The organism is Pseudoclavibacter sp. JSM 162008 (genome assembly GCF_041366455.1).
In the GTDB taxonomy this organism is placed as follows: domain Bacteria; phylum Actinomycetota; class Actinomycetes; order Actinomycetales; family Microbacteriaceae; genus Pseudoclavibacter.
In genome coordinates this window covers 1-18,094 of sequence record NZ_JBEWYX010000030.1, presented here as the reverse complement: position 1 = coordinate 18,094, position 18,094 = coordinate 1, and the positions used below count along the sequence as shown (strand labels likewise).

The following is an 18,094-nucleotide window of genomic DNA, read 5'->3' as shown; positions in this document are numbered from 1 at the left end:
AACGGGCGCCTCGAGCACCTCCGCGGTATCGCGCTCGGCTTCCGGAACCTGACCCACTACATCGCAAGATCACTCCTCGAGACCGGAGGATTCAGGCCCTCTCTACACTCTCAAACGCGATGAGCCGTCATTGCGTCAGGGGTCAGGGGCGGTCCCGGCCTCACCCAAAGGACCCCTTCGGTGACCCAGGTAGTTGACGGTGTGGCGACTGAGCGACTCCGGAACCGGGGTCCGTCGCCTACTCGAGCCGAGCCGGCAGCCTGAATTCTCCACTCGACCACGCCCCTGCGAGCCGACCAGCTCACCGAGTGTGAGCGACAATACGCACGCGAAACCAAACTTCGAAGCGGTGTGCCCGCGCGTTGTCCTGCAGGTATGCACTCATCTTCAACTTGCCGGATACGACACTTCAGCCCGGGAGACGGCGTCTAGGTCAACACGTTGCAACCCGCCTATCTTCGCCGCCTCACGATATAGTCAGTGGATGCTGACTCTTGCTTCGCGGCTCGACGTGATGAACCGTCTCGGTCGAGCCATGGCGGACCCAACACGGTCCAGCATCTTGTTGGAATTGCTCACCGCCCCGGGATACACGGCCCGTCTCGCAGAGTCATTGGGTCTCACTCGGACCAATGTCTCTAACCATCTCGCGTGCCTGCGGGGCTGTGGCATTGTCGTCGCGACCCCGGAGGGGCGTCAGACACGGTACGAAATCGCAGATTCGCAGATCAGTCGAGCCATTGGGGAGCTCATCGAGGTGGTCATCGCCGTCGACGACGGCATCGACTGCTCACCCAGCCAGGAGGAGTCTTCGGTCTGCTGCGGACCGGAAGCGATCCGCCCATGAGCGGCAGGCTTTTCGTGAGGATCACGACTGTTCGCGCAGTGCGGCTGGGGATTGTAGGCGCGACGATAGCGTTCCTGTTCTCGCTGACTCAGCCTGCTGAGCTCCGCCTCATCCTGAACAATGTCCGCACCACCCGGCGAGCAACACCGCAGCTCGCACCGCTCCCGCAGCGGGCGAAGATATCGGAGGTCGTTCATGCGTGAGCGGTCAGGCGCACGTCGAGTCCGGACGCTGCTTGCGACCATCACGGCGGGACTCACCGCCGTCTTGATCGCCGGGTGCGCACCGCAGGAAGACTTGGCACTCAACGCACCCAACGCCGATGGCAGCACAACCAGCGTCGACGCTCGCGTCGTGGAGATCGCGGCCGCCGAGCGCGGAGCACCAGTCGAGTTCGAGGGTACCGACGAGTACGGCGAAACCGTTGGGAGCGCGGACTATGCAGGGCGCGTGTACGTCGTGAACTTCTGGTACGCCGCGTGCGCCCCATGCCGCGTGGAAGCACCCATCCTGCAAGACACGTGGGAGGCATACCAGGACGACGAGGTCGGATTCATCGGCATCAACACCTACGACCAACCAGCGACCGCGATCTCCTTCGCTGAAGAGTTCGGCATCACCTACCCCAGCGTGATCGACGTCATCGACAGCCAGGCAACCCTCGCGTTCTCCCTCGTCACCCCGATCCAGGCCACCCCCACGACCCTGGTCATGGACCGACAGGGCAGGGTGGCGGCGCGCATCATCGGGCAGATCCCGTCCGCATCGATCCTCGCGACCCTGGTTGAGGACGCAGTGGCGGAAGCACCGTGACACCAGAGGGGCTGATCTTCGATGGCGCGCTCGGGGTAGCGCTGCTCGTCGCGGCTCTGGCTGGGCTGGTGTCATTCGCCTCTCCCTGCGTACTCCCACTCGTTCCGGGCTACTTCGGATATCTCGGGGCCACGGTGCAGAGCTCAGATGGCGAGGCCGCGACCGGCACTCGTCGACGTCTCCTGGTTGGCGTCCTGCTGTTCATCGCCGGGTTCACCGCCGTCTTCATGGCAGTGACGATCCTGGGCGGCGTCATGGGACGGTTCTTCCTCGAATACGCGGACCTCATCACGCGCCTCCTGGGCATTATCGTCATCGCGCTCGGACTGGTCTTCATCGGTGCCATTCCCATGGCGCAGCGCACAAAGCGGCCACGCTTCTCCAACTCCCTCGGCGTGTTCTCTGCGCCCCTGCTCGGGGTTGCGCTCGGGATCGGATGGACGCCCTGCATCGGTCCGACCCTCGCAGCGATCATGTCGGTGTCCTGGAACCTCGGCGACCCAGGACGGGCCGCTTTCCTGGGACTCGCGTACTCGCTCGGGCTTGGCCTGCCGTTCTTTCTGCTCGCCTGGGGTTTCGGATGGGCAACGCGGTCGGTCAAGTTCGTCTCCAAGCACATCCGCCCCATCAACATCGTGGCCGGCAGCGTGCAGATCCTGCTCGGCATCCTGATGGTCACCGGCCTCTGGGGTGCCCTCATGTCGATACTCCAAGGCGTGATGCTCAACATCGCCCTCCCGCTCTAGCCGTCAGCACCCGAACAACGACCACCAAGGATCATGAAAACTCCCACGAAAGTCACCCTCATCTCGATCGCCGTCGTTGCCGTGCTTGTCGTGGCCGGCTTCATCTTCACCAGCGCGTCCTCCCCGAGCGTCTCGAACGACCCCGTCGCAGCAGCTGCCATCCCAGATGATGGTGGCCTGCCCGGCGTCGCCGCGAACTCGCACGTCCTCGATGAAGTCGGCCCAGACGCGCCGACCTTGGTCGAGTACCTCGACTTCGAGTGCGAGGCCTGCGGCGCGTTCTACCCCTACATCGAGGAGATCCGCGCCGAGTACCAGGGCGAGATCAACTACGTCGTCCGCTACTTCCCCCTCCCAGGCCACCTCAATTCCATGAACGCCGCCGTCGCGGTGGAAGCGGCAGCCCAGCAGGATCGCTTCGAGGACATGTACGGCAAGCTCTTCGAAACGCAGGCCAACTGGGGCGAGCAGCAGACCTCGCAAGCCCCGCTCTTCCGCACCTATGCAGAAGAACTTGGGCTCGACATGGCCGCGTTCGACACGGCCGTCGCCGACCCTGCGACCGAAGCTCGCGTCACCGAAGACCTCGACCAAGGCCGCGCCCTCGGCATCCAGGGAACCCCGACGTTCTTCCTCGACGGCCAACAGCTGGAGCTCACAGCCCTCACCGACCTCACGGACGCGCTCGACCGTGCCATCGCCCAGTAGCGACCACCCCGAAGGAACGACTATCCGTCGCTCGTGGGGCGCGTTTCTCGCCACGGCGGCGGTCGCCGCGGTCGTGGCCGGCGCTGACCAGCTCAGCAAGGCCATCGCCCTCGATCAACTCAGCGAGACCGAGCGCATTCCACTCCTCGGAAACGCCCTCGGGCTGCAGCTCGCCTTCAACCCGGGTTCAGCGTTCTCGCTCGGCGAGAACTCCACCTGGCTATTCACCATCTTCAGCGCCATCGTCGCGGTGGGGATCTTGTTCGTCGCCCGCCGCATCACGACGACGCGCTGGGCAATCACGGGCGGGTTGATCTGGGGAGGAGCCGTAGGGAATCTTCTTGATCGGCTCTTCGCGGACCCAGGATTCGGACGCGGGTACGTCACTGACTTTCTCGCCTACGGCAACTTCTTCATCGGGAACCTGGCAGACATCGCGCTTGTCGTCGGCATGATCCTCGGTGTGCTCCTCACGGTCACCCGCAGGGACGAGGCGGAGCACGCCCAGCAGTCGGCTACTGCCACGGATGGGCAGCAGGCCACCTAGAACGTGAGGCTCCCGATCACGTCCAGGCGAAGCTGCGCGAGCACGCCGACTGCGACCAGCAGCGCGAATGCCGTGAGCGTCAGCCACGGCCAGGCCGCTTCTCCGACCCGTTTCATGCGTGACCCGAACACCCCTGCGCGAGCATTCCGTCCGGTGACGAACACGAACAACGGGATCGTGACCAGCCACACGACGAGGCACCACGGGCACAGCGTCCCCAGCACGTAGATGCTCTGCCCGATCAGCCACACCACAAACGCGAAGGCTCCAGCCACGCCCACATTGAACGCGGCCCAGAACCAAGACGCGAAGTGCGGGACCGCCCACACCGCCACACCGACCGCAAGGACCAGAGCGAACCCGATGAGCCCCAAGAACGGGTTGGGGAACCCAAACACTGCCCCCTGCGCACTCTCGAGGTTGGTGGAGCACTGCACCAGGACCGAGACATCGCAGCTCAACGCCACTGTCGGGTTCTGCAGCTGCACGACCTTCTCGATCGACAACGCCAGGGCGGCAGCTACCCCCATGATCCCTGTAACCACCAAGAACAAGCCGAAGAACGGCTCACGAGCATGTAGAGGCTGCATGAATTTCCAGACCTATAGGGCGATGCGTCCGGTCGGCGCGCAACGCACGGTGTGCCGCGACACGCGCGACGCACGGGACCGCGCAGGGACAACTCAGTCTATTTCTTCGCCGCGAGCCGGCAGGCCGGAAGTCGTACCGTTCCGGAACGGTGCAGTGTGATGGCGACCAGCAATCCGAACCAATCCGTCGTCGACGACGCCTGGTCCTCACGCGCGAAGCGGGCGATCGTGGCAGGGCCAGCGCTCCTGCTCCTGGCCGCTCTCGCCGCGACCGTCGCGGGCCTGGCGTATGGCGGCGGGGCGACCCCTCTCGTGGTGTCCGATCCGGGCCCCATCGTGATGTGGGGCGTACCGCTGGCGCGGCTCGCGATGAACCTGTCGGCCGCGGTCACCATCGGCGCACTGGTCCTTGCCGCGTGGGCCACCAGCCGACACGAACCGGAGTTTGAACGATCGATGACAATCGCCGCGTCAGCAGCGACCGCGTGGGTCGTCGCGACCGCCGCAGCAGCGTTTCTCACCTACCTGCAAATCTCGAACGCACCCCTCGCGTTCGACGCAGAATTTGGCGAAGGACTCGCCTATTTCTTCACCTCGCTGGAACTCGGACAGTCCTGGGTGATGACGCTCGGGATGGTGGTGCTGCTTTCCATCGTGGTGATCGCGGTGCGTAGCCCAGCGATGGTGGGATTCGCGGCCGTGTACGCGACCTTCTGTCTTTGGCCCCTCGGGTCACAGGGCCACGCGGCAGGGGCCGAGAACCATGAGACCGTTGTTGCCGGAATTACCCTGCACTACATCGGGGCGGCCCTCTGGCTCGGCGGGCTCACCGTCATCGCTCTGCTCGCTCCGCGCCTGTCCAGTGTTCGCCGGGTTGCGCTGTTCGAGCGGTACTCGACGCTCGCGCTGATCGCGTTCATCATCGTGGCGACGTCAGGTGTGGTTTCGAGTGTCGCCAACATCGGCAGCGTTGACCAACTGCTCTCGCCCTACGGGGTGCTTGTGCTCGCGAAAGTCGCCGTGTTTGTGGTGCTGGGTGTCATCGGGTGGCTGCAGCGCCGGGCGCTCATCGCGCGCATGCGCAGCACGCCCTCGGCCACCACCTCGTCTCGGAAGCCACTGGTGTGGCTGGTGACGCTCGAGCTCGCGTTCATGGGCCTCGCGTCGGGCGCGGCCGCCGCGCTTGGGCGCACTCCTTCACCCGTCACCGAGGTTCCAGGGTCGCAGCTGCCCGCGCCAACTCCTGCGCAGCTGCTCACGGGCGAGCAGCTTCCGCCGGAGTTCTCCCCGGTGCGTTTGCTCACGGAGTGGCGCTTGGACCCCATGTCGACGACGATTTTCCTCTTTGGGCTGTTCTTCTACATCGCGGGCATCGCGCGGCTGCGGGCGCGTGGCGAGGTCTGGCCCGCCCGGCGCACCGTTGCCTTCACAGCGTCTGTGCTCCTCGGCCTGTATCTCGTGAACGGCCCTCTGATCGTGTACGGCAAGTTCCTCTTCAGCCTGCACATGGCCCAACACCTGCTCCTCACGCTCCTCGTGCCGCTCCTCTTCGCCCTCAGCGCACCGCTCACGCTGCTGGTGCGCACTGTGCGCGCTCGAGGCGATAGCAGCTACGGGACCCGGGAGTGGGTACTCGCCGGCACTCACGCTCGGACCGTGACGTTCCTCGTACATCCCATCGTCGCCGCCACGGTGCTGAGCGTCTCGATGATCGGTTTCTACTACACGCCGCTGCTGCGGTGGGCGGTCAGCGACCACGTCGGCCACATGTGGATGATCGGCTACTTCCTCCTGGCAGGGTGGTTCTCCGCGCAGTCGATCGTCGGAATCGACCGGATCGGGCCGCCGATAGCTTGGCGGAGGAAGGCCCTCGCGGCCGGAATCGTCTCGGCGTCCTTCGTGGCTCTCGGAATCGCATTGTTGGCCTCCACTGATCTGCTGGCCGCCGATTGGTTCGGTTCACTGGGCCGCACCTGGGGTGTATCAGCGATCGTCGATCAACAGATCGGTGGCGCCGTGGCACTCATCGTGGGCGCACTGCTCGCGCTGGCGTTTGGAGGCACCACCCTCGTCAGGAAATTCTCACCACCTTCAGCTCCGCACCAGCGGCCCCTCTCGCCCACCTCCTCGTCAACAGAAAGCAGTCAGCGATGACCCACTCCGGAACACATGCCCGGGTTCGAATGCCTCGACCCGTCGCCCTCCTGGCGGCTCTCGTGGCGACGCTCCTCCTCGCCGTCGCCGGCACACTCTCCGTGCCAAGTCCAGCGCAGGCGCACGACTCGCTCATCAGCACCGTCCCAGCACCAGACGATGAACTCGCCGAGCCACCCGCGTCCCTAACGCTGACCTTCTCGGCCGGTGTCCTCTCCCTGGGCGACGCGGCGGTCGTGATCGTCACAGCGCCCGACGGAACAGCGATCAGTGACGGCAGCCCCGTCATCGACGGCGAAACGGTCGTACAAGCCGTCGACGCAAGCGTCGACGCAGGGACCTACCTCGTTCAGTGGCGCGTGGTCTCCAGCGACGGGCACCCCATCAGCGGGGAGTTCAGCTACACGACCAGCACATCAGCAGCTGCAACCCCAACCGACGCCCCAACCCCGTCAGCATCCACCACGCCGGAGCCCGTCCCACAGACCTCCACGTCGACGGCCCCAGCGTCGGCCGCACACGAGACGCCCGAAGAACTCACGTCGTTCATCGTGATCGCGGTGCTCATCTTCGCTGGCCTCGTCCTCGTAACCGTGCTCCTGGTCATCCGCAGCGCTCGTCAACGAACTCGCGCGCGCGACGAGCCAGAATCGCAGCAGTAAGAGCCCCATCGGTTCCCACCGAACGCGGTAGTCCCTGGCTTGTTCGCTACGCATGCTGGGAAGCGGGAGGCTCCAGATCCTTGAGGTGCTGCGTCTCAATTTGGAACGTCGAGTGCGGGATCGAGACCTCGAAATGCTCGGCCACACATGCCCTGACGTTGCCGAGGACTTCGGCTGCGTGCCCGTCCTGGAAACACTCATCCTCGACAACCACGTGTGCCGAAATCGTGGGGAGTCCCGTTGAGACCGTCGACGCGTGCAGGTCGTGAACATCGGTCACGTGCTCGAGCTCGAGAATATGACGGCGGACCTCGTCGAGATCCAGTCCTGCGGGGGTGAACTCCATCAGCACGCTCGTTGTTTCCCGCATGAGTTTGAACGCGCGAGGGACAATGAGGGCGGCGATCACGAGCCCGGCGATCGCGTCGGCTTGCATGAATCCCGTGGTCGCGATCACGATGGCGGCGACGATCACGCCGAGCGAACCCAGCGCATCATTCAACACTTCCAGAAACGCGGCCCGCATGTTGAATTTCGCGCCCCGGCTCGACGCGAGGATCGAGATTGCCACGATGTTGGCCACCAGGCCAATGATTCCGAAGATCAAGAGCTCCCCGGCCGGAACCTCCGGTGGCTCAAACAGGCGACGTACGCCTTCGACGGCCGCGAACAGACCGACGGCCAGCAAGAGCGTTGCCTGCCCCAGCGCCGCGATGACCTCAATACGCCGAAATCCCCACGTTCGCTTGGCATTCGCAGGTCGCAAGGTGAGCGTCGCCGCAATGAGCGCGACGAGCAGTCCCGTCGCGTCCGTGATCGCGTGAGCGGTGTCCGTGAGGAGGGCCAGGCTGCCCGTCACCACCGAACCGATAGCTTGCGCGACAACGATCGTCGCCGTGATGCCGAACGCTATCCAGAGCTTCGTCCGGAAATCTCCCGGCCGGCCAGCTTCCGGCGCCGCGCCGCCGTGGTCATGTCCCGCGCCCATCAGAGCTCCAGTGAGCTGTCAGCGGCGGTGAGCGGCCGCTGGAGATGCGAGCAGAGAGCCGCCCGCGTTCCCGTCGCCTCGAGCAACGCCTCCGCCGCACCAACGAGCCGCGAAAGCGCTGCCGGCTGTGAGAGCGAGTACCACGTAGAACGCCCCTCGGGGCACGCATGCACGAGCCCACACTCGAGGAGGAATCGGAGGTGCTTACTGACCGTGGACTGAGCGAGACCAACATGCGCAACGAGATCACGCACTCGATGCTCCCCTGACGCGAGGTGCTGCAGCACGTCGAGTCGGGTGGGATCGCTCAACGCATCGAACAGGTGGGCGTAGTGCTGCGTCGACGCGTCATCCAGCTCCGACCGCACCTCTCTAATCATCGTCATTTGACGATGATATCTCTGTTTGACGATTTTATCGACCCCCATTCACTGTGACGGTGCGAACAGGTGGAGGCGACGCACCCGCTCGCACGAGTGGCGTGGGAGCGATGATGCCCTTAGGGATACACGCGACGGAGGCACTCCGTGGAGCAACGTTCATCCCGGTCCGGGCACTGCCCGAGATTGCGGTCGGCGGCATCGATTCGGGCGCGTAGCTCATCGAGGCGGGCCCGCTTCTCGTCGATCTGCCGCACGCGCTCGGCGAGGAGTGGCCGTAGCTGCTCGCGTACGTCGGTGCAGGAGTCGACCTCCAGGGAAGCGAGGTGTCTGCTGATGTCAGCGAGGGGGAGTCCGAGCTCTTTGTTCGCTTCGATGAGATCGAGTCGGTGCAGGGTGGCGGCGTCGTAGTCCCGGTAGCCGTTGCTGGAGCGGCGGGGTAGGACGAGGCCGATGCTCTCGTAATAGCGCAGCGCGGTCGCGCTGATCCCGCTCCGCCTGCTGACCTCAGAGATACGCATGCCGGGAGCTTACGAGCGCGGAGCGGGCTTGACCTTCGAGCGGGTCGAACGTTTACCGTCAGGCCGTGCCCATCAACTCCACCTCGAACCCCGTCTCGTGACGCGCCTCACCGCAGTCCTGGAGCGCCACCAGATCGCCTTGTACCTCGCGGCGATTGCAGCTGGCGGCGCGCTCGGCCTCCTCGTGCCCGGGGTGCATCACCTCGAACTCGCGATTGAGCCGGTGCTCGCGCTGCTGCTGTTCGCGACGTTCCTGGGCGTCCCGTTCGCTGCCATCGGCAGGTCACTTCGCGATGGGCGCTTCCTCGGGGCCGTGGGGGGCGTGAACTTCGTGATCGTGCCACTCGTCGCCTACGGACTGTCGCGGTTCGTCGCGGACCAGCCCGCGTTGCTGTTCGGAGTGCTGCTGGTGCTCCTCACGCCGTGCATCGACTACGTGATCGTGTTCGCCGGCCTCGCGGGCGGCGCAGCCGACCGACTACTGGCGGCAGCCCCACTGCTGATGCTCGCGCAGATGCTGCTCCTGCCAATCTATCTGCTGATCTTCCTCGGCCCGGATGGGGTGGCCGTGGTGGAAGTCGGCCCGTTCGTGCGAGCCTTCCTGCTGCTGATCGTGGTGCCACTCGGTGCCGCCGCGCTTGTCCAGTTCCTCGCGAAACGACACCGCAGCGGCCAGGTGATCGAGCGCAGCATGCTGAACCTGATGGTGCCGCTCATGATGGCGACCCTCTTCACGGTCGTGGCATCCCAAGCTGGAGCGGTCGGTGCTGCAGGGCCGCAGCTGCTCATACTCGTGCCGATCTATGTCGCGTTCCTCGTGATCATGGTGTTCGTCGGCCTCCTGGCCGGACGAGCCTTCCGCCTCGACGTTCCCGCGACCCGAGCCCTGGCGTTCAGCGGTGCCACTCGCAACTCCCTCGTCGTCCTGCCACTCGCACTCGCCCTGCCACCAGCACTCGCGCTGACTCCGGTGGTCATCGTGATGCAGACGCTCGTCGAGCTCGTTGGCATGGTCGCACTCGTGCGCTTGCTGCCGAAGATGATCCGGGATCGGTAGGTGGAAGCCGAGCCAGCGGAGGCATCTTTGTGTTGACTACGGATTGGGGAGGTCCTCCAGGTTGTTCCTGGTGGTCGCGTCTCGGTCCGTCCTCAGGTGCTTGGCCCCCGTGGCCGTCGTGATGACTCGAATCTCGGTTCGTCCACTCAGCCACGGAACGTAGTACGTGTGCGAGCCGTTCTCGATGTCCTGGATCGCTCGCCATTTCGGGATGGGGGACCATCGCTGGCCCTCATCGGCGAGGGAGGTGATGTCTCCATCTCGGTCCTTGCCGGTCTGTCGTACTGGCCTATCTGCCATCGTGGCTCCTCAAGCGGTTTGTTCACGTGCGGAGATGCGGATTCGAAAAGGCCTCCGCACTTCCGGGTTCGGAGCTAAGTCTGCTCCACATGATCCAAATTCTCTGGCGGCGGTCGATTCGCCAGTCCTGTCCGAGTGCGGGTATTAAGCGCCTGTGTCCACGCAGGAAGCGAACCCTCGCATGTTGCAGTGAATGCAACTGTCCGTGCTTGCAATCGATACCTATTCGGCTCCTTCGGTGTCGAAGTGTTCCGACCATAACAGCGTGATCTCGCGGATGCGGAGATCTGGGTTGACACAGTGATGCACTGTCCCATACTTTGTTGCATCTAATGCAAGATTTTGAGGCTTCTCCAGCGGCGCTTCGGCTGATCACGTCAGCATCGAACGTCGCACTGGCGAACCCGGAAGCGCAGGTTTTCAGTGCGATGATCGATGGTTGGCGGAACCAGCAGCTGTCGCGCGGGCTCCGTGAGCAGACGATCCGGAACCGGACGGCGACGGTGACACGGTTCCGTGATTTCGTGGACAAACCGCCTTGGAGGTGGACTGTCGCGGATGTGGATGAGTTCACTGCTCAGTCTGGCGGTCGCACTCGGACGTTGTCGACGATGCGCGCCAACCATGGGTCTATCCGTGGGTTCTGTGACTACCTCACGAACCCGTTGTACGACTGGATGGAGATCTGCGATCGCGAGTTTGGGGAGGTCCCTTCGCAGGTGTGCCTGCCGTGGAACACGGTGGCGCACCGGTTCGAGTTCGAAGGCGATGGGAAGCGTCGCCCGTTCACGTACGACGAGATCGAGCGCCTGTTCGATACGGCCGACGCCCGCGTCGAGCTGCTCGTGAGTTCCGGGCGAAAGGGTGCGCTCGGCGCGTTGCGGGATGCCCAGTTGCTGAAGACGGTCTACGCGTTCGGTCTGCGCCGCACTGAGGCGGTGATGCTCGATACCGTCGATTTGCACCACAACGCGAAGATGCGCCAGTGGGGCCGCTACGGCGCGGTCCACGTGCGATGGGCGAAGGCGGCGGGCGGTGGCGCGCCACGACGTCGCACGGTGCTGCTGGTGCCGGAATTCGACTGGTGGGTCCCCGGCATGCAGCAATGGCTCGAGCAGGCCCGGGCCCGTTTCGCGCCCGGAGACGACCTCGACGCGCTCTGGGTGACCGAGCGCCGCACGCGTCTGTCTGCTGGGTATCTCGATCGGAGGTTCGCAGAGTTGCGTGATGAAGCCGGCCTGTCGAAGGACCTGACGTTGCACAGCCTCCGGCACTCCTATGTCACGCACCTTCTGGAGTTCGGGTACGCCGATCGATTCGTCCAAGAGCAGGTCGGGCATATGCATGCCTCGACGACCTCGATCTACGCCTCCGTCAGCTCGGACTACAAGAACCGTGTGCTCGCCGAAGCGCTGAAGGCCCTCATCGAAGGAGAAGCTGATGACCGTTGAGCTCGACACCGGCTGGAATCTGCGCAGCGTGATGGCGTCGCGCGGGATCTTCCAGACCTCCAAACTGAAACCCCTACTCGAAGAGCGCGGCATCGACCTGTCCCGGGAGCAGGTGTATCGGCTGGTGACTCAGCCGCCCCAGCGGGTGCGTCTCGACGTGTTGGCGGCGTTGTGCGATGCGCTGGAGTGCTCGCTCGACGATCTCGTGACGATCACTCGCCGGGAGGCCTCGACCCCGGTGGCGGTGGGTGAGGAGGCGACACGGGGGGCGATCGGTGATCTCCGTCCTGTTCGCGCGGCGATCCGTCGGCCGCGTACGAAGTAGCCGCGGTGGCCAAGCCTCCGCAGCTGCCGCGAGTCGCTGAAGTCGTCGCTCTCGTCCGCCCTCTCGTTCCCGAGATCTTTCCCGAGCGACTCACTGAGATCGTGCATACGGTCGCGCCAGTACCCCTCACGCAGCGGCTTCTTGAGCTCGCGCTGATCAAGCAGCCCGGAGTCCTGGAGGGGCAGCATGCGAACGTGCCAGCGACCGTTCAGAATCTGGCCCATGCGCTGGTCAAAGAAGGGGCGAGCCGGGTGGTGTTGCCGACGTGTGAGTCCTGCGGACGCGCGGTGAGAATGCCCCACAAGACGCCGGGCGGTGGTCGGCACTGCTCCCGATGCGAGCGGAAGGCCCGGTCCGTCTCCTGCGCGTCCTGTGGCCGGGTCCGGCCCGTGCAGCGCACCATCGACGGACAGCGATTCTGCCGTGACTGTTGGCGAGCCGACCCTCGATCGTTCGGCGACTGCTCGCGGTGCGGTCAGCACGCGACCATCATCGTCCGTCGCCCGGAACTCGTCTGCCTGGCCTGCTACACCGCACCGATCAAGACCTGTGGTCTTTGCGGAGAACCTGGCCGCGTCGCCTCGCACCTCGACGGACGACGAGTATGCGCGCGCTGCTACTACGCGATGCGCAGACCCCAACCTTGTCCCGAGTGCGCGCGCAGAGTGTTCCTCACCGGGTTCATGAATGGCCAGAAGGTCTGCGCCGACTGCGCGGGCACTCCGATCACGATGGCCTGCCCTGGATGCGGCTCGATCGAGGAAATCCGCAAACATCACCTCTGCGTCGAGTGCCGCCGGCCCGTCGCGATCCAACAGCTGTTCGCCGACGATGCGGGAGAGATCCGTGAGGATCTCCACCCGCTTGCTGACTATCTGCTCACGCACCATGGCAAAGCGGCGTCGCTCGAACGCTGGCTGCACAAGAGCAAGTGCGCGATGGTGCTCCGCGAGCTCGCGGACGGGACCCTGCCGCTCACCGCCGAGGCGATCATCACCCGAGCCCGGTCGGGACAGTCGGTCGCGTTCCTCCTCTCACTGCTGGTCCGTTCCGGCGTGCTGCCGGAGCTCGACGTCGAGGGCACGCGCTTCGACCACTGGCTCAACGACTGGCTCGGTGGCATCGACCATCCCGAGGACCGGCTGATCCTGCGCCGCTACTGCACCTGGGAGCTCCTCCGATCCACTCGGACACTGCGCAGCGCGTCCAGCCCTGCTTCCGGCTTCCAGAGGCAGAGGGCTGCACTGAAGTACTGCGCCGCGTTCCTCGGGGAGATCCGGGCGCAGCAGGAGACGCTGGCGACGTTCCCGCAGCGCCTACTCGACGCGTATCTGACCGATTCGCCTAGCCAACGCGACGCGCTGGCACCGTTCACTCGCTGGCTGCGAAAACACCGGCTGAGCACCCTTCGGGTCGAGTTTCGAGCCCATCGCCTCGAGGGGCGAGACTACGCCTCTGATCACCGATGGCAGATGGCCCGCAGGTTCCTGTCCGATGCCGACATGGACCCGAAGACCCGGGCCGCGGGTCTCCTCGTGCTGCTCTACGGGATCCAGCTGACCCGCATCGTCACGATCACCCGGGCACAGGTCGACACGAGCTCGCGGCCCGTGACGCTCACCGTCGGGGCCGAGCCGATCGAGGTCCCCGCGATCCTCGGCGACGCCATCGTCGAGCTCGTCGATGCCACAAAGGGCCATCCTGAAGGGTGGTTGTTCCCCGGCCGGAACCCGGGCCGTCACCTCACCCCGGGGCCGCTCAGCCGTCGCCTTCGCGCCGAAGGCCTGCTTGCCGGGAGCGCCCGCACGACAGCGCTCATCGAGCTCACCCGGCAACTGCATCCCCGGATCGTCTCGGATCTCCTCGGCATCACCGGCATCCGCTGCCTCATGGTCGCGTCTCGCCGGTGGCGAGTGGTCCGATTACCCGGCTCTCCGCTCCACCCACCCCTGATCAAGCATCACCCGTCAGAGCCGGGCCGGAAATCGCTTCGCGCAGTTGCTCGACGGTCGGAGAGCCTCCCAGCCCGGCAGGGGTACGGAACACCCGGCAGGCGAGCCCGACCGGCGTGTGCTCGTCGGCGAAGGGATCGACGCCGTCGACGAGGACGGTCGGTGACCCGTGGAATCCGAGGCGCTCGGCGTCCTCGGCGGTCTCGACCAACTGTCGTGTGACGCGGATATCTGATCGACCGTCGAGCAGCTCAGCAAGCCGGCGGTCGAGTACTTCCCAGTTCGGGCAGCCGTCGAAGTACTGCAGGGTGATCTCCATGGTTGGCCCTCTCAGTTCTCGGTGCCGCGGAGCATCAGGAGCGCTCCGGCAATCGTAGCGGTGACGATCACGATGTCGGCGAGGTTCCCGATGAACCAGTTGCCGTAGGCGAGGAAGTCGACGACGTGCCCCCGGGCGAATCCTGGTTGGCGGAAAAGCCGGTCGCCGGCGTGCGAAGCAGCGGCCCCGCCGAGCGCACCGATCACGATCGCCCACCCGGGGCGTCGGACCCGGAACGCGAACACGATCGCGGTGGCCGTGGCCGCGACGGCGATGAGAGCGAACACCCAGGTGAAGCTCTCCCCGAAGGAGAACGCCGCGCCGGGGTTGTACGCGAGCTGCAGGCCCAACAGGTCGCCGATCAGCGGGATGCGCTCGTGCTCCGACAGGGTGGCCTCGGCCCACACTTTCGTTCCCTGATCGATCACGACGACGACCACGGCGATCAGAAGCGCCCAGGCAGTGAGCCGCCAGCGTCCTCTCTGCGGACGCTCTCCCGACGCCGATGCCGACTCAACGTCGGTATTCGTGTCCGGGGTCATGCGAGGGCCTCGAAGAGACGGACGATAACGCCGGATTCAATGAGGATGAACAGGCCCAGGCCGATGAACACGACGGGGACGAGCCAGTGCTCGACACGTTCGAGCGTTTCGGTGACGGCCTTGTGGGTGCCGATCAGTCGCCCGGCAGCGCACCAGACGGCGACGAGGATCAGGAACACGACGATCATGACCGCGACGTCGCCGGGCGAGCTGGTGCGGAAGATCGGCGTGTAGAGGGAGATGTTGTCGGCCCCGTTGGCGATCGTGATCCCGGCGACCCCCCATAGTCCGACCGCGGTGATCTTGGAGTCGTCATCATCGTCGTCGCCGTTACGGCGCAGGCCGCGAATGAGCGTCCAGATGCCGATGCCGAGCGGGATCAGACCCAGGAAGCCGACCCATTCGTCCGGGACGATCGTGAGACCGAGCGCGGCGATCACGCTGATCACGACGAGTGTGATGAACCCGAGGTACTGGCCTGCGACGATCTGCCACGGTCGCGGCTTTCCCCGGCTGGAGGCGAGGAACAGCACGGTGAGCACGACGATGTCGTCGATGTTGGTCGCCGCGAACAGGCCGATCGCCGACCCGATGGTTGCGAGCATCAGCTTTCCATTCGTGGTGTGCGGGTGCGTGCGGCGCGCAGGCCGTTGAGGATCACGATGACCTCCGCGACCTCGTGGACCAGGACGACAGCCGCGAGCCCCAGGACCCCGAAGAGCGCGAGCGGGAGCAGTGCGGTGATGATCAGCAGGGACAGGATGATGTTCTGGTTGATGATCCGCCGGCCCCGCCGCGCGTGATCGAACGCCCGCGGGATGAGCCGCAGATCATGACCCGTGAAGGCCACGTCCGCAGACTCGATCGCCGCATCGGAGCCGGTCGCTCCCATCGCGATGCCGATGTCCGCGGACGCCAGGGCCGGGGCGTCGTTGATGCCGTCACCGATCATCGCGACCGATCCCGCCTTCGACAACTCGCCGATCGCGGTCGCCTTGTCCTCAGGGCGCAGCTCCGCGCGCACATCAGCGATCCCGGCCTGCGCAGCCAGCGCACGAGCGGTGCGGGCGTTGTCCCCGGTGAGCATCGTCATGCCGACGCCCTGATCCGCAAGCGTGCGGACCACCTCGGGGACTTCCGGACGCAGCTCGTCGCGGACGCCGATCGCCGCGACCGGTGCCTCGTCGCGGTGCACGATCACGACAGTCATGCCCTGCTCCTCAAGCCCTGCAACCCGGTCGCCGAGCTCGCCGGCGTCGAGCCAGCGGGGGCTGCCGACCGTGATACGAGCGCCATCGACGGTGCCGTCGATGCCGTGCCCGGCCTGCTCGGTCACATCCGCGGCCACGGGAACACCCGGGGCTGCAGCGGTGATCGCCGCCGCAAGGGGATGCGTGCTGTGCTGCTCCAGAGCCGCCGCCCAAGCCAGCGCCTGCTCCTCGGCAATGCCGTTCGCAGTGAGGACCGCGGTGACCGCGGGCTCGTTACGGGTCAGGGTGCCGGTCTTGTCGACCGCGACGTGCCGGACCGTGCCGAAGCGCTCGAAGACCGCGCCGGACTTGATGATCACGCCGAACTTGCTCGCCGCGCCGATCGCGGCAACGACCGTCAACGGCACCGAGATCGCCAGCGCGCACGGAGAGGCCGCTACCAGCACGACGAGCGCACGAGTGATCCATACCTCCGGGTCGCCCAGCAGTGACCCAATGATCGCGACGAGCGCTGCGAGAATCAGCACACCGGGTACGAGCGGGCGGGCGATCCGGTCCGCGAGACGCGCACGCTCGCCCTTCTCCGTCTGCGCTTTCTCGACCAACTCCACGATCGTCGTAAGCGAGTTATCGGTACCGGCCGCGGTCGCCTCGACCTCCAGCACGCCGGAGCTGTTAATCGCGCCGGCCGACACCGCGTCCCCGGGCTCGACCTCGACGGGGATCGACTCCCCGGTGATCGCCGAGGTGTCCAGGCTTGAGCGGCCAGAGCGGACGATCCCGTCGGTTGCGATCCGTTCGCCCGGGCGGACCACCATGACCTGGCCGACCGTCAACTCCCTCGCCGGCACCTGCGCAGAGACGCCACTCTGCAGCACGGTCGCCGTCTCCGGCACGAGCTTCAGCAGCGCCCGCAGGCCGCCACGGGCACGGTCCATCGCCTTGTCCTCAAGCGCCTCAGCAATCGAGTACAAGAACGCCAGAGCAGCGGCCTCCTCCACATAGCCGAGGATGACCGCGCCGATCGCGCTGATCGTCATCAGCAGCCCGATCCCGAGCTTGCCCTTGAACAGCTTCCGAATCGCGCCAGGAGTGAACGTCGACGCGCCCAGCAGCAGGCCGATCCAGAACAGTACGAGCGCCGGGATCTCGAGCCCGGACCATTCAAGGATCAGACCAGCCAGGAACGCGACACCGGAGAAGACCGGCACCATGATCCCACGGTCCCTCCACCAGGGCCGCTCCACCTCTTCGGTCTCATCCTCCGCCGCAGTGGCAGGCTCGTGCTCGCAGCTACACGCCGCGCTCACGCGTCCGCCCCTGTACCGCAGCAGCCCGGCACCGTGCACGACGAGTCCACACACGGCGCGTGCTCATCGACCGCCAGCGTCACATCCACGAGCGCGACGAGCGCAGCCGCAAGATGCGGGTCAGCGATCTCGTAGCGCGTCTGGCGACCCTCAGGCTCGGCGACCACGATCCCGCAGTCACGCAGGCACGTCAGGTGGTTCGAGACGTTCGAGCGGGTCAGCTCCAGCTCGCGCGAGAGCACGGCCGGATAGCTCGGGGCGTTCAGCAGAGTCATCAAGATCCGGGAGCGCGTCGGGTCCGCCATGGCCCGGCCGAGCCGGTTCATGACGTCGAGGCGCGAAGCAATAGTCAGCATGTACTGAACTATACAGCAAGCGCTGATCAATCATTGGTGATCAGTTCCCCACCATTCATTGAGAGAAGAGTCGGAAGCCGCTGAATACGCAACTCAGCAACAGTCGGCGCTACCAGTAGGCATCTGGTGCACTCCTCTCGGCGCACCGTTGCAGCCAGCACCCTCACCAGGTGTCTCAAAACCAGTTTGGTGGTGTCAGCCGGTCGTCGCAACACCTGGTCTTGGTGGATTCGAGAGTAGCTCTTCGAGGGTGGCTGCAGGGGTTCTACCGCCGAGGGTTTTTCGTGGTCGCTGGTTGAGTTCCGTCGCGACTTC

The 18,094-nt window shown here is 65.5% G+C and carries 20 protein-coding genes; 11 read left to right on the top strand and 9 right to left on the bottom strand.

Annotated features, from left to right (window positions below):
* Positions 1-484 precede the first annotated feature (484 nt).
* The 5 genes from ABVF28_RS16910 to ABVF28_RS16890 all read left to right on the top strand — a co-directional run bounded on the left by ABVF28_RS16910 (position 485) and on the right by ABVF28_RS16890 (position 3,661).
* Entirely contained in the window at positions 485-847 is a 363-nt protein-coding gene (locus ABVF28_RS16910) for a helix-turn-helix transcriptional regulator (protein ID WP_068476667.1), read from the top strand.
* 195 nt (positions 848-1,042) lie between these two features.
* Positions 1,043-1,660 carry a TlpA disulfide reductase family protein gene (locus ABVF28_RS16905; RefSeq protein ID WP_068476671.1) on the top strand — a complete coding sequence of 206 codons (618 nt, stop codon included), beginning with the start codon at positions 1,043-1,045 and terminating at the stop codon, positions 1,658-1,660.
* Positions 1,657-2,406, top strand: a complete 750-nt coding sequence (locus tag ABVF28_RS16900; protein ID WP_068476672.1) for a cytochrome c biogenesis CcdA family protein — start codon at positions 1,657-1,659, stop codon at positions 2,404-2,406. Before ABVF28_RS16905 ends, ABVF28_RS16900 begins: the two co-directional genes overlap by 4 nt.
* Before the next feature lie 33 nt (positions 2,407-2,439).
* On the top strand, positions 2,440-3,114 hold the full coding sequence (locus ABVF28_RS16895; RefSeq protein ID WP_371031409.1) for a DsbA family protein: 675 nt from the start codon (positions 2,440-2,442) through the stop codon (positions 3,112-3,114).
* Entirely contained in the window at positions 3,098-3,661 is a 564-nt protein-coding gene (locus ABVF28_RS16890; RefSeq protein ID WP_082805695.1) for a signal peptidase II, read from the top strand. Before ABVF28_RS16895 ends, ABVF28_RS16890 begins: the two co-directional genes overlap by 17 nt.
* Here the strand turns inward: ABVF28_RS16890 and ABVF28_RS16885 are convergent.
* On the bottom strand, positions 3,658-4,251 hold the full coding sequence (locus tag ABVF28_RS16885) for a vitamin K epoxide reductase family protein (protein WP_371031408.1): 594 nt from the start codon (positions 4,249-4,251) through the stop codon (positions 3,658-3,660). The genes ABVF28_RS16890 and ABVF28_RS16885 overlap by 4 nt on opposite strands.
* Positions 4,252-4,410: 159 nt before the next feature.
* On the opposite strand from ABVF28_RS16885, the gene ABVF28_RS16880 reads away from it, so the two are divergent.
* Both ABVF28_RS16880 and ABVF28_RS16875 read left to right on the top strand, forming a co-directional pair.
* The gene (locus ABVF28_RS16880) at positions 4,411-6,405 is read left to right on the top strand and encodes a cytochrome c oxidase assembly protein (RefSeq protein WP_271986296.1); all 1,995 of its coding nucleotides are present in this window, start codon (positions 4,411-4,413) and stop codon (positions 6,403-6,405) included.
* Between the two features lie 29 nt (positions 6,406-6,434).
* Positions 6,435-7,067: a copper resistance CopC family protein gene (locus tag ABVF28_RS16875; protein ID WP_183626992.1), complete on the top strand. Its 633-nt coding sequence runs from the start codon at positions 6,435-6,437 to the stop codon at positions 7,065-7,067.
* 46 nt (positions 7,068-7,113) lie between these two features.
* Here the strand turns inward: ABVF28_RS16875 and ABVF28_RS16870 are convergent, their stop codons facing one another.
* From ABVF28_RS16870 to ABVF28_RS16860, 3 genes are all read right to left on the bottom strand, one after another.
* On the bottom strand, positions 7,114-8,055 hold the full coding sequence (locus ABVF28_RS16870) for a cation diffusion facilitator family transporter (RefSeq protein ID WP_371031407.1): 942 nt from the start codon (positions 8,053-8,055) through the stop codon (positions 7,114-7,116).
* Positions 8,055-8,435, bottom strand: coding sequence for an ArsR/SmtB family transcription factor (locus ABVF28_RS16865; protein WP_371031410.1), 381 nt, complete (start codon positions 8,433-8,435; stop codon positions 8,055-8,057). The genes ABVF28_RS16870 and ABVF28_RS16865 overlap by 1 nt, the downstream gene beginning before the upstream one ends.
* A 119-nt stretch (positions 8,436-8,554) precedes the next feature.
* Complete coding sequence (locus tag ABVF28_RS16860; RefSeq protein ID WP_183626986.1) at positions 8,555-8,956, bottom strand: MerR family transcriptional regulator; 402 nt, start codon at positions 8,954-8,956, stop codon at positions 8,555-8,557.
* Between the two features lie 97 nt (positions 8,957-9,053).
* Here ABVF28_RS16860 and ABVF28_RS16855 point away from each other — a divergent pair, with 97 nt between their 5' ends.
* Positions 9,054-10,013 carry an arsenic resistance protein gene (locus ABVF28_RS16855; protein WP_271986297.1) on the top strand — a complete coding sequence of 320 codons (960 nt, stop codon included), beginning with the start codon at positions 9,054-9,056 and terminating at the stop codon, positions 10,011-10,013.
* A gap of 36 nt (positions 10,014-10,049) precedes the next feature.
* Here the strand turns inward: ABVF28_RS16855 and ABVF28_RS16850 are convergent, their stop codons facing one another.
* The gene (locus ABVF28_RS16850; RefSeq protein WP_068476692.1) at positions 10,050-10,313 is read right to left on the bottom strand and encodes a DUF3892 domain-containing protein; all 264 of its coding nucleotides are present in this window, start codon (positions 10,311-10,313) and stop codon (positions 10,050-10,052) included.
* 332 nt (positions 10,314-10,645) lie between these two features.
* Here ABVF28_RS16850 and ABVF28_RS16845 point away from each other — a divergent pair, with 332 nt between their 5' ends.
* From ABVF28_RS16845 to ABVF28_RS16835, 3 genes are read left to right on the top strand one after another with little or no spacing between them, the layout of a single operon-like run.
* A complete protein-coding gene (locus ABVF28_RS16845; protein ID WP_259981722.1) occupies positions 10,646-11,764 on the top strand; it encodes a tyrosine-type recombinase/integrase in 1,119 nt (372 codons plus the stop codon).
* Positions 11,754-12,089 carry a helix-turn-helix transcriptional regulator gene (locus ABVF28_RS16840; RefSeq protein ID WP_058631822.1) on the top strand — a complete coding sequence of 112 codons (336 nt, stop codon included), beginning with the start codon at positions 11,754-11,756 and terminating at the stop codon, positions 12,087-12,089. Before ABVF28_RS16845 ends, ABVF28_RS16840 begins: the two co-directional genes overlap by 11 nt.
* Positions 12,090-12,094: 5 nt before the next feature.
* On the top strand, positions 12,095-14,263 hold the full coding sequence (locus ABVF28_RS16835) for a hypothetical protein (RefSeq protein WP_371031406.1): 2,169 nt from the start codon (positions 12,095-12,097) through the stop codon (positions 14,261-14,263).
* Between the two features lie 108 nt (positions 14,264-14,371).
* Here ABVF28_RS16835 and ABVF28_RS16830 read toward each other — a convergent pair whose 3' ends face one another.
* The 4 genes from ABVF28_RS16830 to ABVF28_RS16815 are packed head-to-tail and all read right to left on the bottom strand — an operon-like array spanning position 14,372 to position 17,779.
* A complete protein-coding gene (locus tag ABVF28_RS16830; RefSeq protein WP_036297873.1) occupies positions 14,372-14,902 on the bottom strand; it encodes a signal peptidase II in 531 nt (176 codons plus the stop codon).
* Positions 14,899-15,507 (bottom strand): cadmium resistance transporter, encoded by a 609-nt coding sequence (locus ABVF28_RS16825; protein WP_036297875.1) that lies wholly within the window; start codon positions 15,505-15,507, stop codon positions 14,899-14,901. The genes ABVF28_RS16830 and ABVF28_RS16825 overlap by 4 nt, the downstream gene beginning before the upstream one ends.
* Positions 15,507-17,423 carry a cation-translocating P-type ATPase gene (locus ABVF28_RS16820; RefSeq protein ID WP_036297919.1) on the bottom strand — a complete coding sequence of 639 codons (1,917 nt, stop codon included), beginning with the start codon at positions 17,421-17,423 and terminating at the stop codon, positions 15,507-15,509. Before ABVF28_RS16820 ends, ABVF28_RS16825 begins: the two co-directional genes overlap by 1 nt.
* A complete protein-coding gene (locus ABVF28_RS16815) occupies positions 17,420-17,779 on the bottom strand; it encodes a helix-turn-helix transcriptional regulator (protein WP_036297877.1) in 360 nt (119 codons plus the stop codon). The genes ABVF28_RS16820 and ABVF28_RS16815 overlap by 4 nt, the downstream gene beginning before the upstream one ends.
* Positions 17,780-18,094: the final 315 nt, after the last annotated feature.

What these genes read in the sequence shown, in the direction of transcription:
- ABVF28_RS16910 (WP_068476667.1), top strand. Translation starts at nt 485, where the DNA reads ATGCTGACTCTTGCTTCGCGGCTCGACGTGATGAACCGTCTCGGTCGA.
- ABVF28_RS16905 (WP_068476671.1), top strand. Translation starts at nt 1,043, where the DNA reads ATGCGTGAGCGGTCAGGCGCACGTCGAGTCCGGACGCTGCTTGCGACC.
- ABVF28_RS16895 (WP_371031409.1), top strand. Translation starts at nt 2,440, where the DNA reads ATGAAAACTCCCACGAAAGTCACCCTCATCTCGATCGCCGTCGTTGCC.
- ABVF28_RS16885 (WP_371031408.1), bottom strand. Translation starts at nt 4,251, where the DNA reads ATGCAGCCTCTACATGCTCGTGAGCCGTTCTTCGGCTTGTTCTTGGTG.
- ABVF28_RS16880 (WP_271986296.1), top strand. Translation starts at nt 4,411, where the DNA reads ATGGCGACCAGCAATCCGAACCAATCCGTCGTCGACGACGCCTGGTCC.
- ABVF28_RS16875 (WP_183626992.1), top strand. Translation starts at nt 6,435, where the DNA reads ATGCCTCGACCCGTCGCCCTCCTGGCGGCTCTCGTGGCGACGCTCCTC.
- ABVF28_RS16870 (WP_371031407.1), bottom strand. Translation starts at nt 8,055, where the DNA reads ATGGGCGCGGGACATGACCACGGCGGCGCGGCGCCGGAAGCTGGCCGG.
- ABVF28_RS16865 (WP_371031410.1), bottom strand. Translation starts at nt 8,435, where the DNA reads ATGATTAGAGAGGTGCGGTCGGAGCTGGATGACGCGTCGACGCAGCAC.
- ABVF28_RS16860 (WP_183626986.1), bottom strand. Translation starts at nt 8,956, where the DNA reads ATGCGTATCTCTGAGGTCAGCAGGCGGAGCGGGATCAGCGCGACCGCG.
- ABVF28_RS16850 (WP_068476692.1), bottom strand. Translation starts at nt 10,313, where the DNA reads ATGGCAGATAGGCCAGTACGACAGACCGGCAAGGACCGAGATGGAGAC.
- ABVF28_RS16845 (WP_259981722.1), top strand. Translation starts at nt 10,646, where the DNA reads ATGCAAGATTTTGAGGCTTCTCCAGCGGCGCTTCGGCTGATCACGTCA.
- ABVF28_RS16840 (WP_058631822.1), top strand. Translation starts at nt 11,754, where the DNA reads ATGACCGTTGAGCTCGACACCGGCTGGAATCTGCGCAGCGTGATGGCG.
- ABVF28_RS16830 (WP_036297873.1), bottom strand. Translation starts at nt 14,902, where the DNA reads ATGACCCCGGACACGAATACCGACGTTGAGTCGGCATCGGCGTCGGGA.
- ABVF28_RS16825 (WP_036297875.1), bottom strand. Translation starts at nt 15,507, where the DNA reads ATGCTCGCAACCATCGGGTCGGCGATCGGCCTGTTCGCGGCGACCAAC.
- ABVF28_RS16815 (WP_036297877.1), bottom strand. Translation starts at nt 17,779, where the DNA reads ATGCTGACTATTGCTTCGCGCCTCGACGTCATGAACCGGCTCGGCCGG.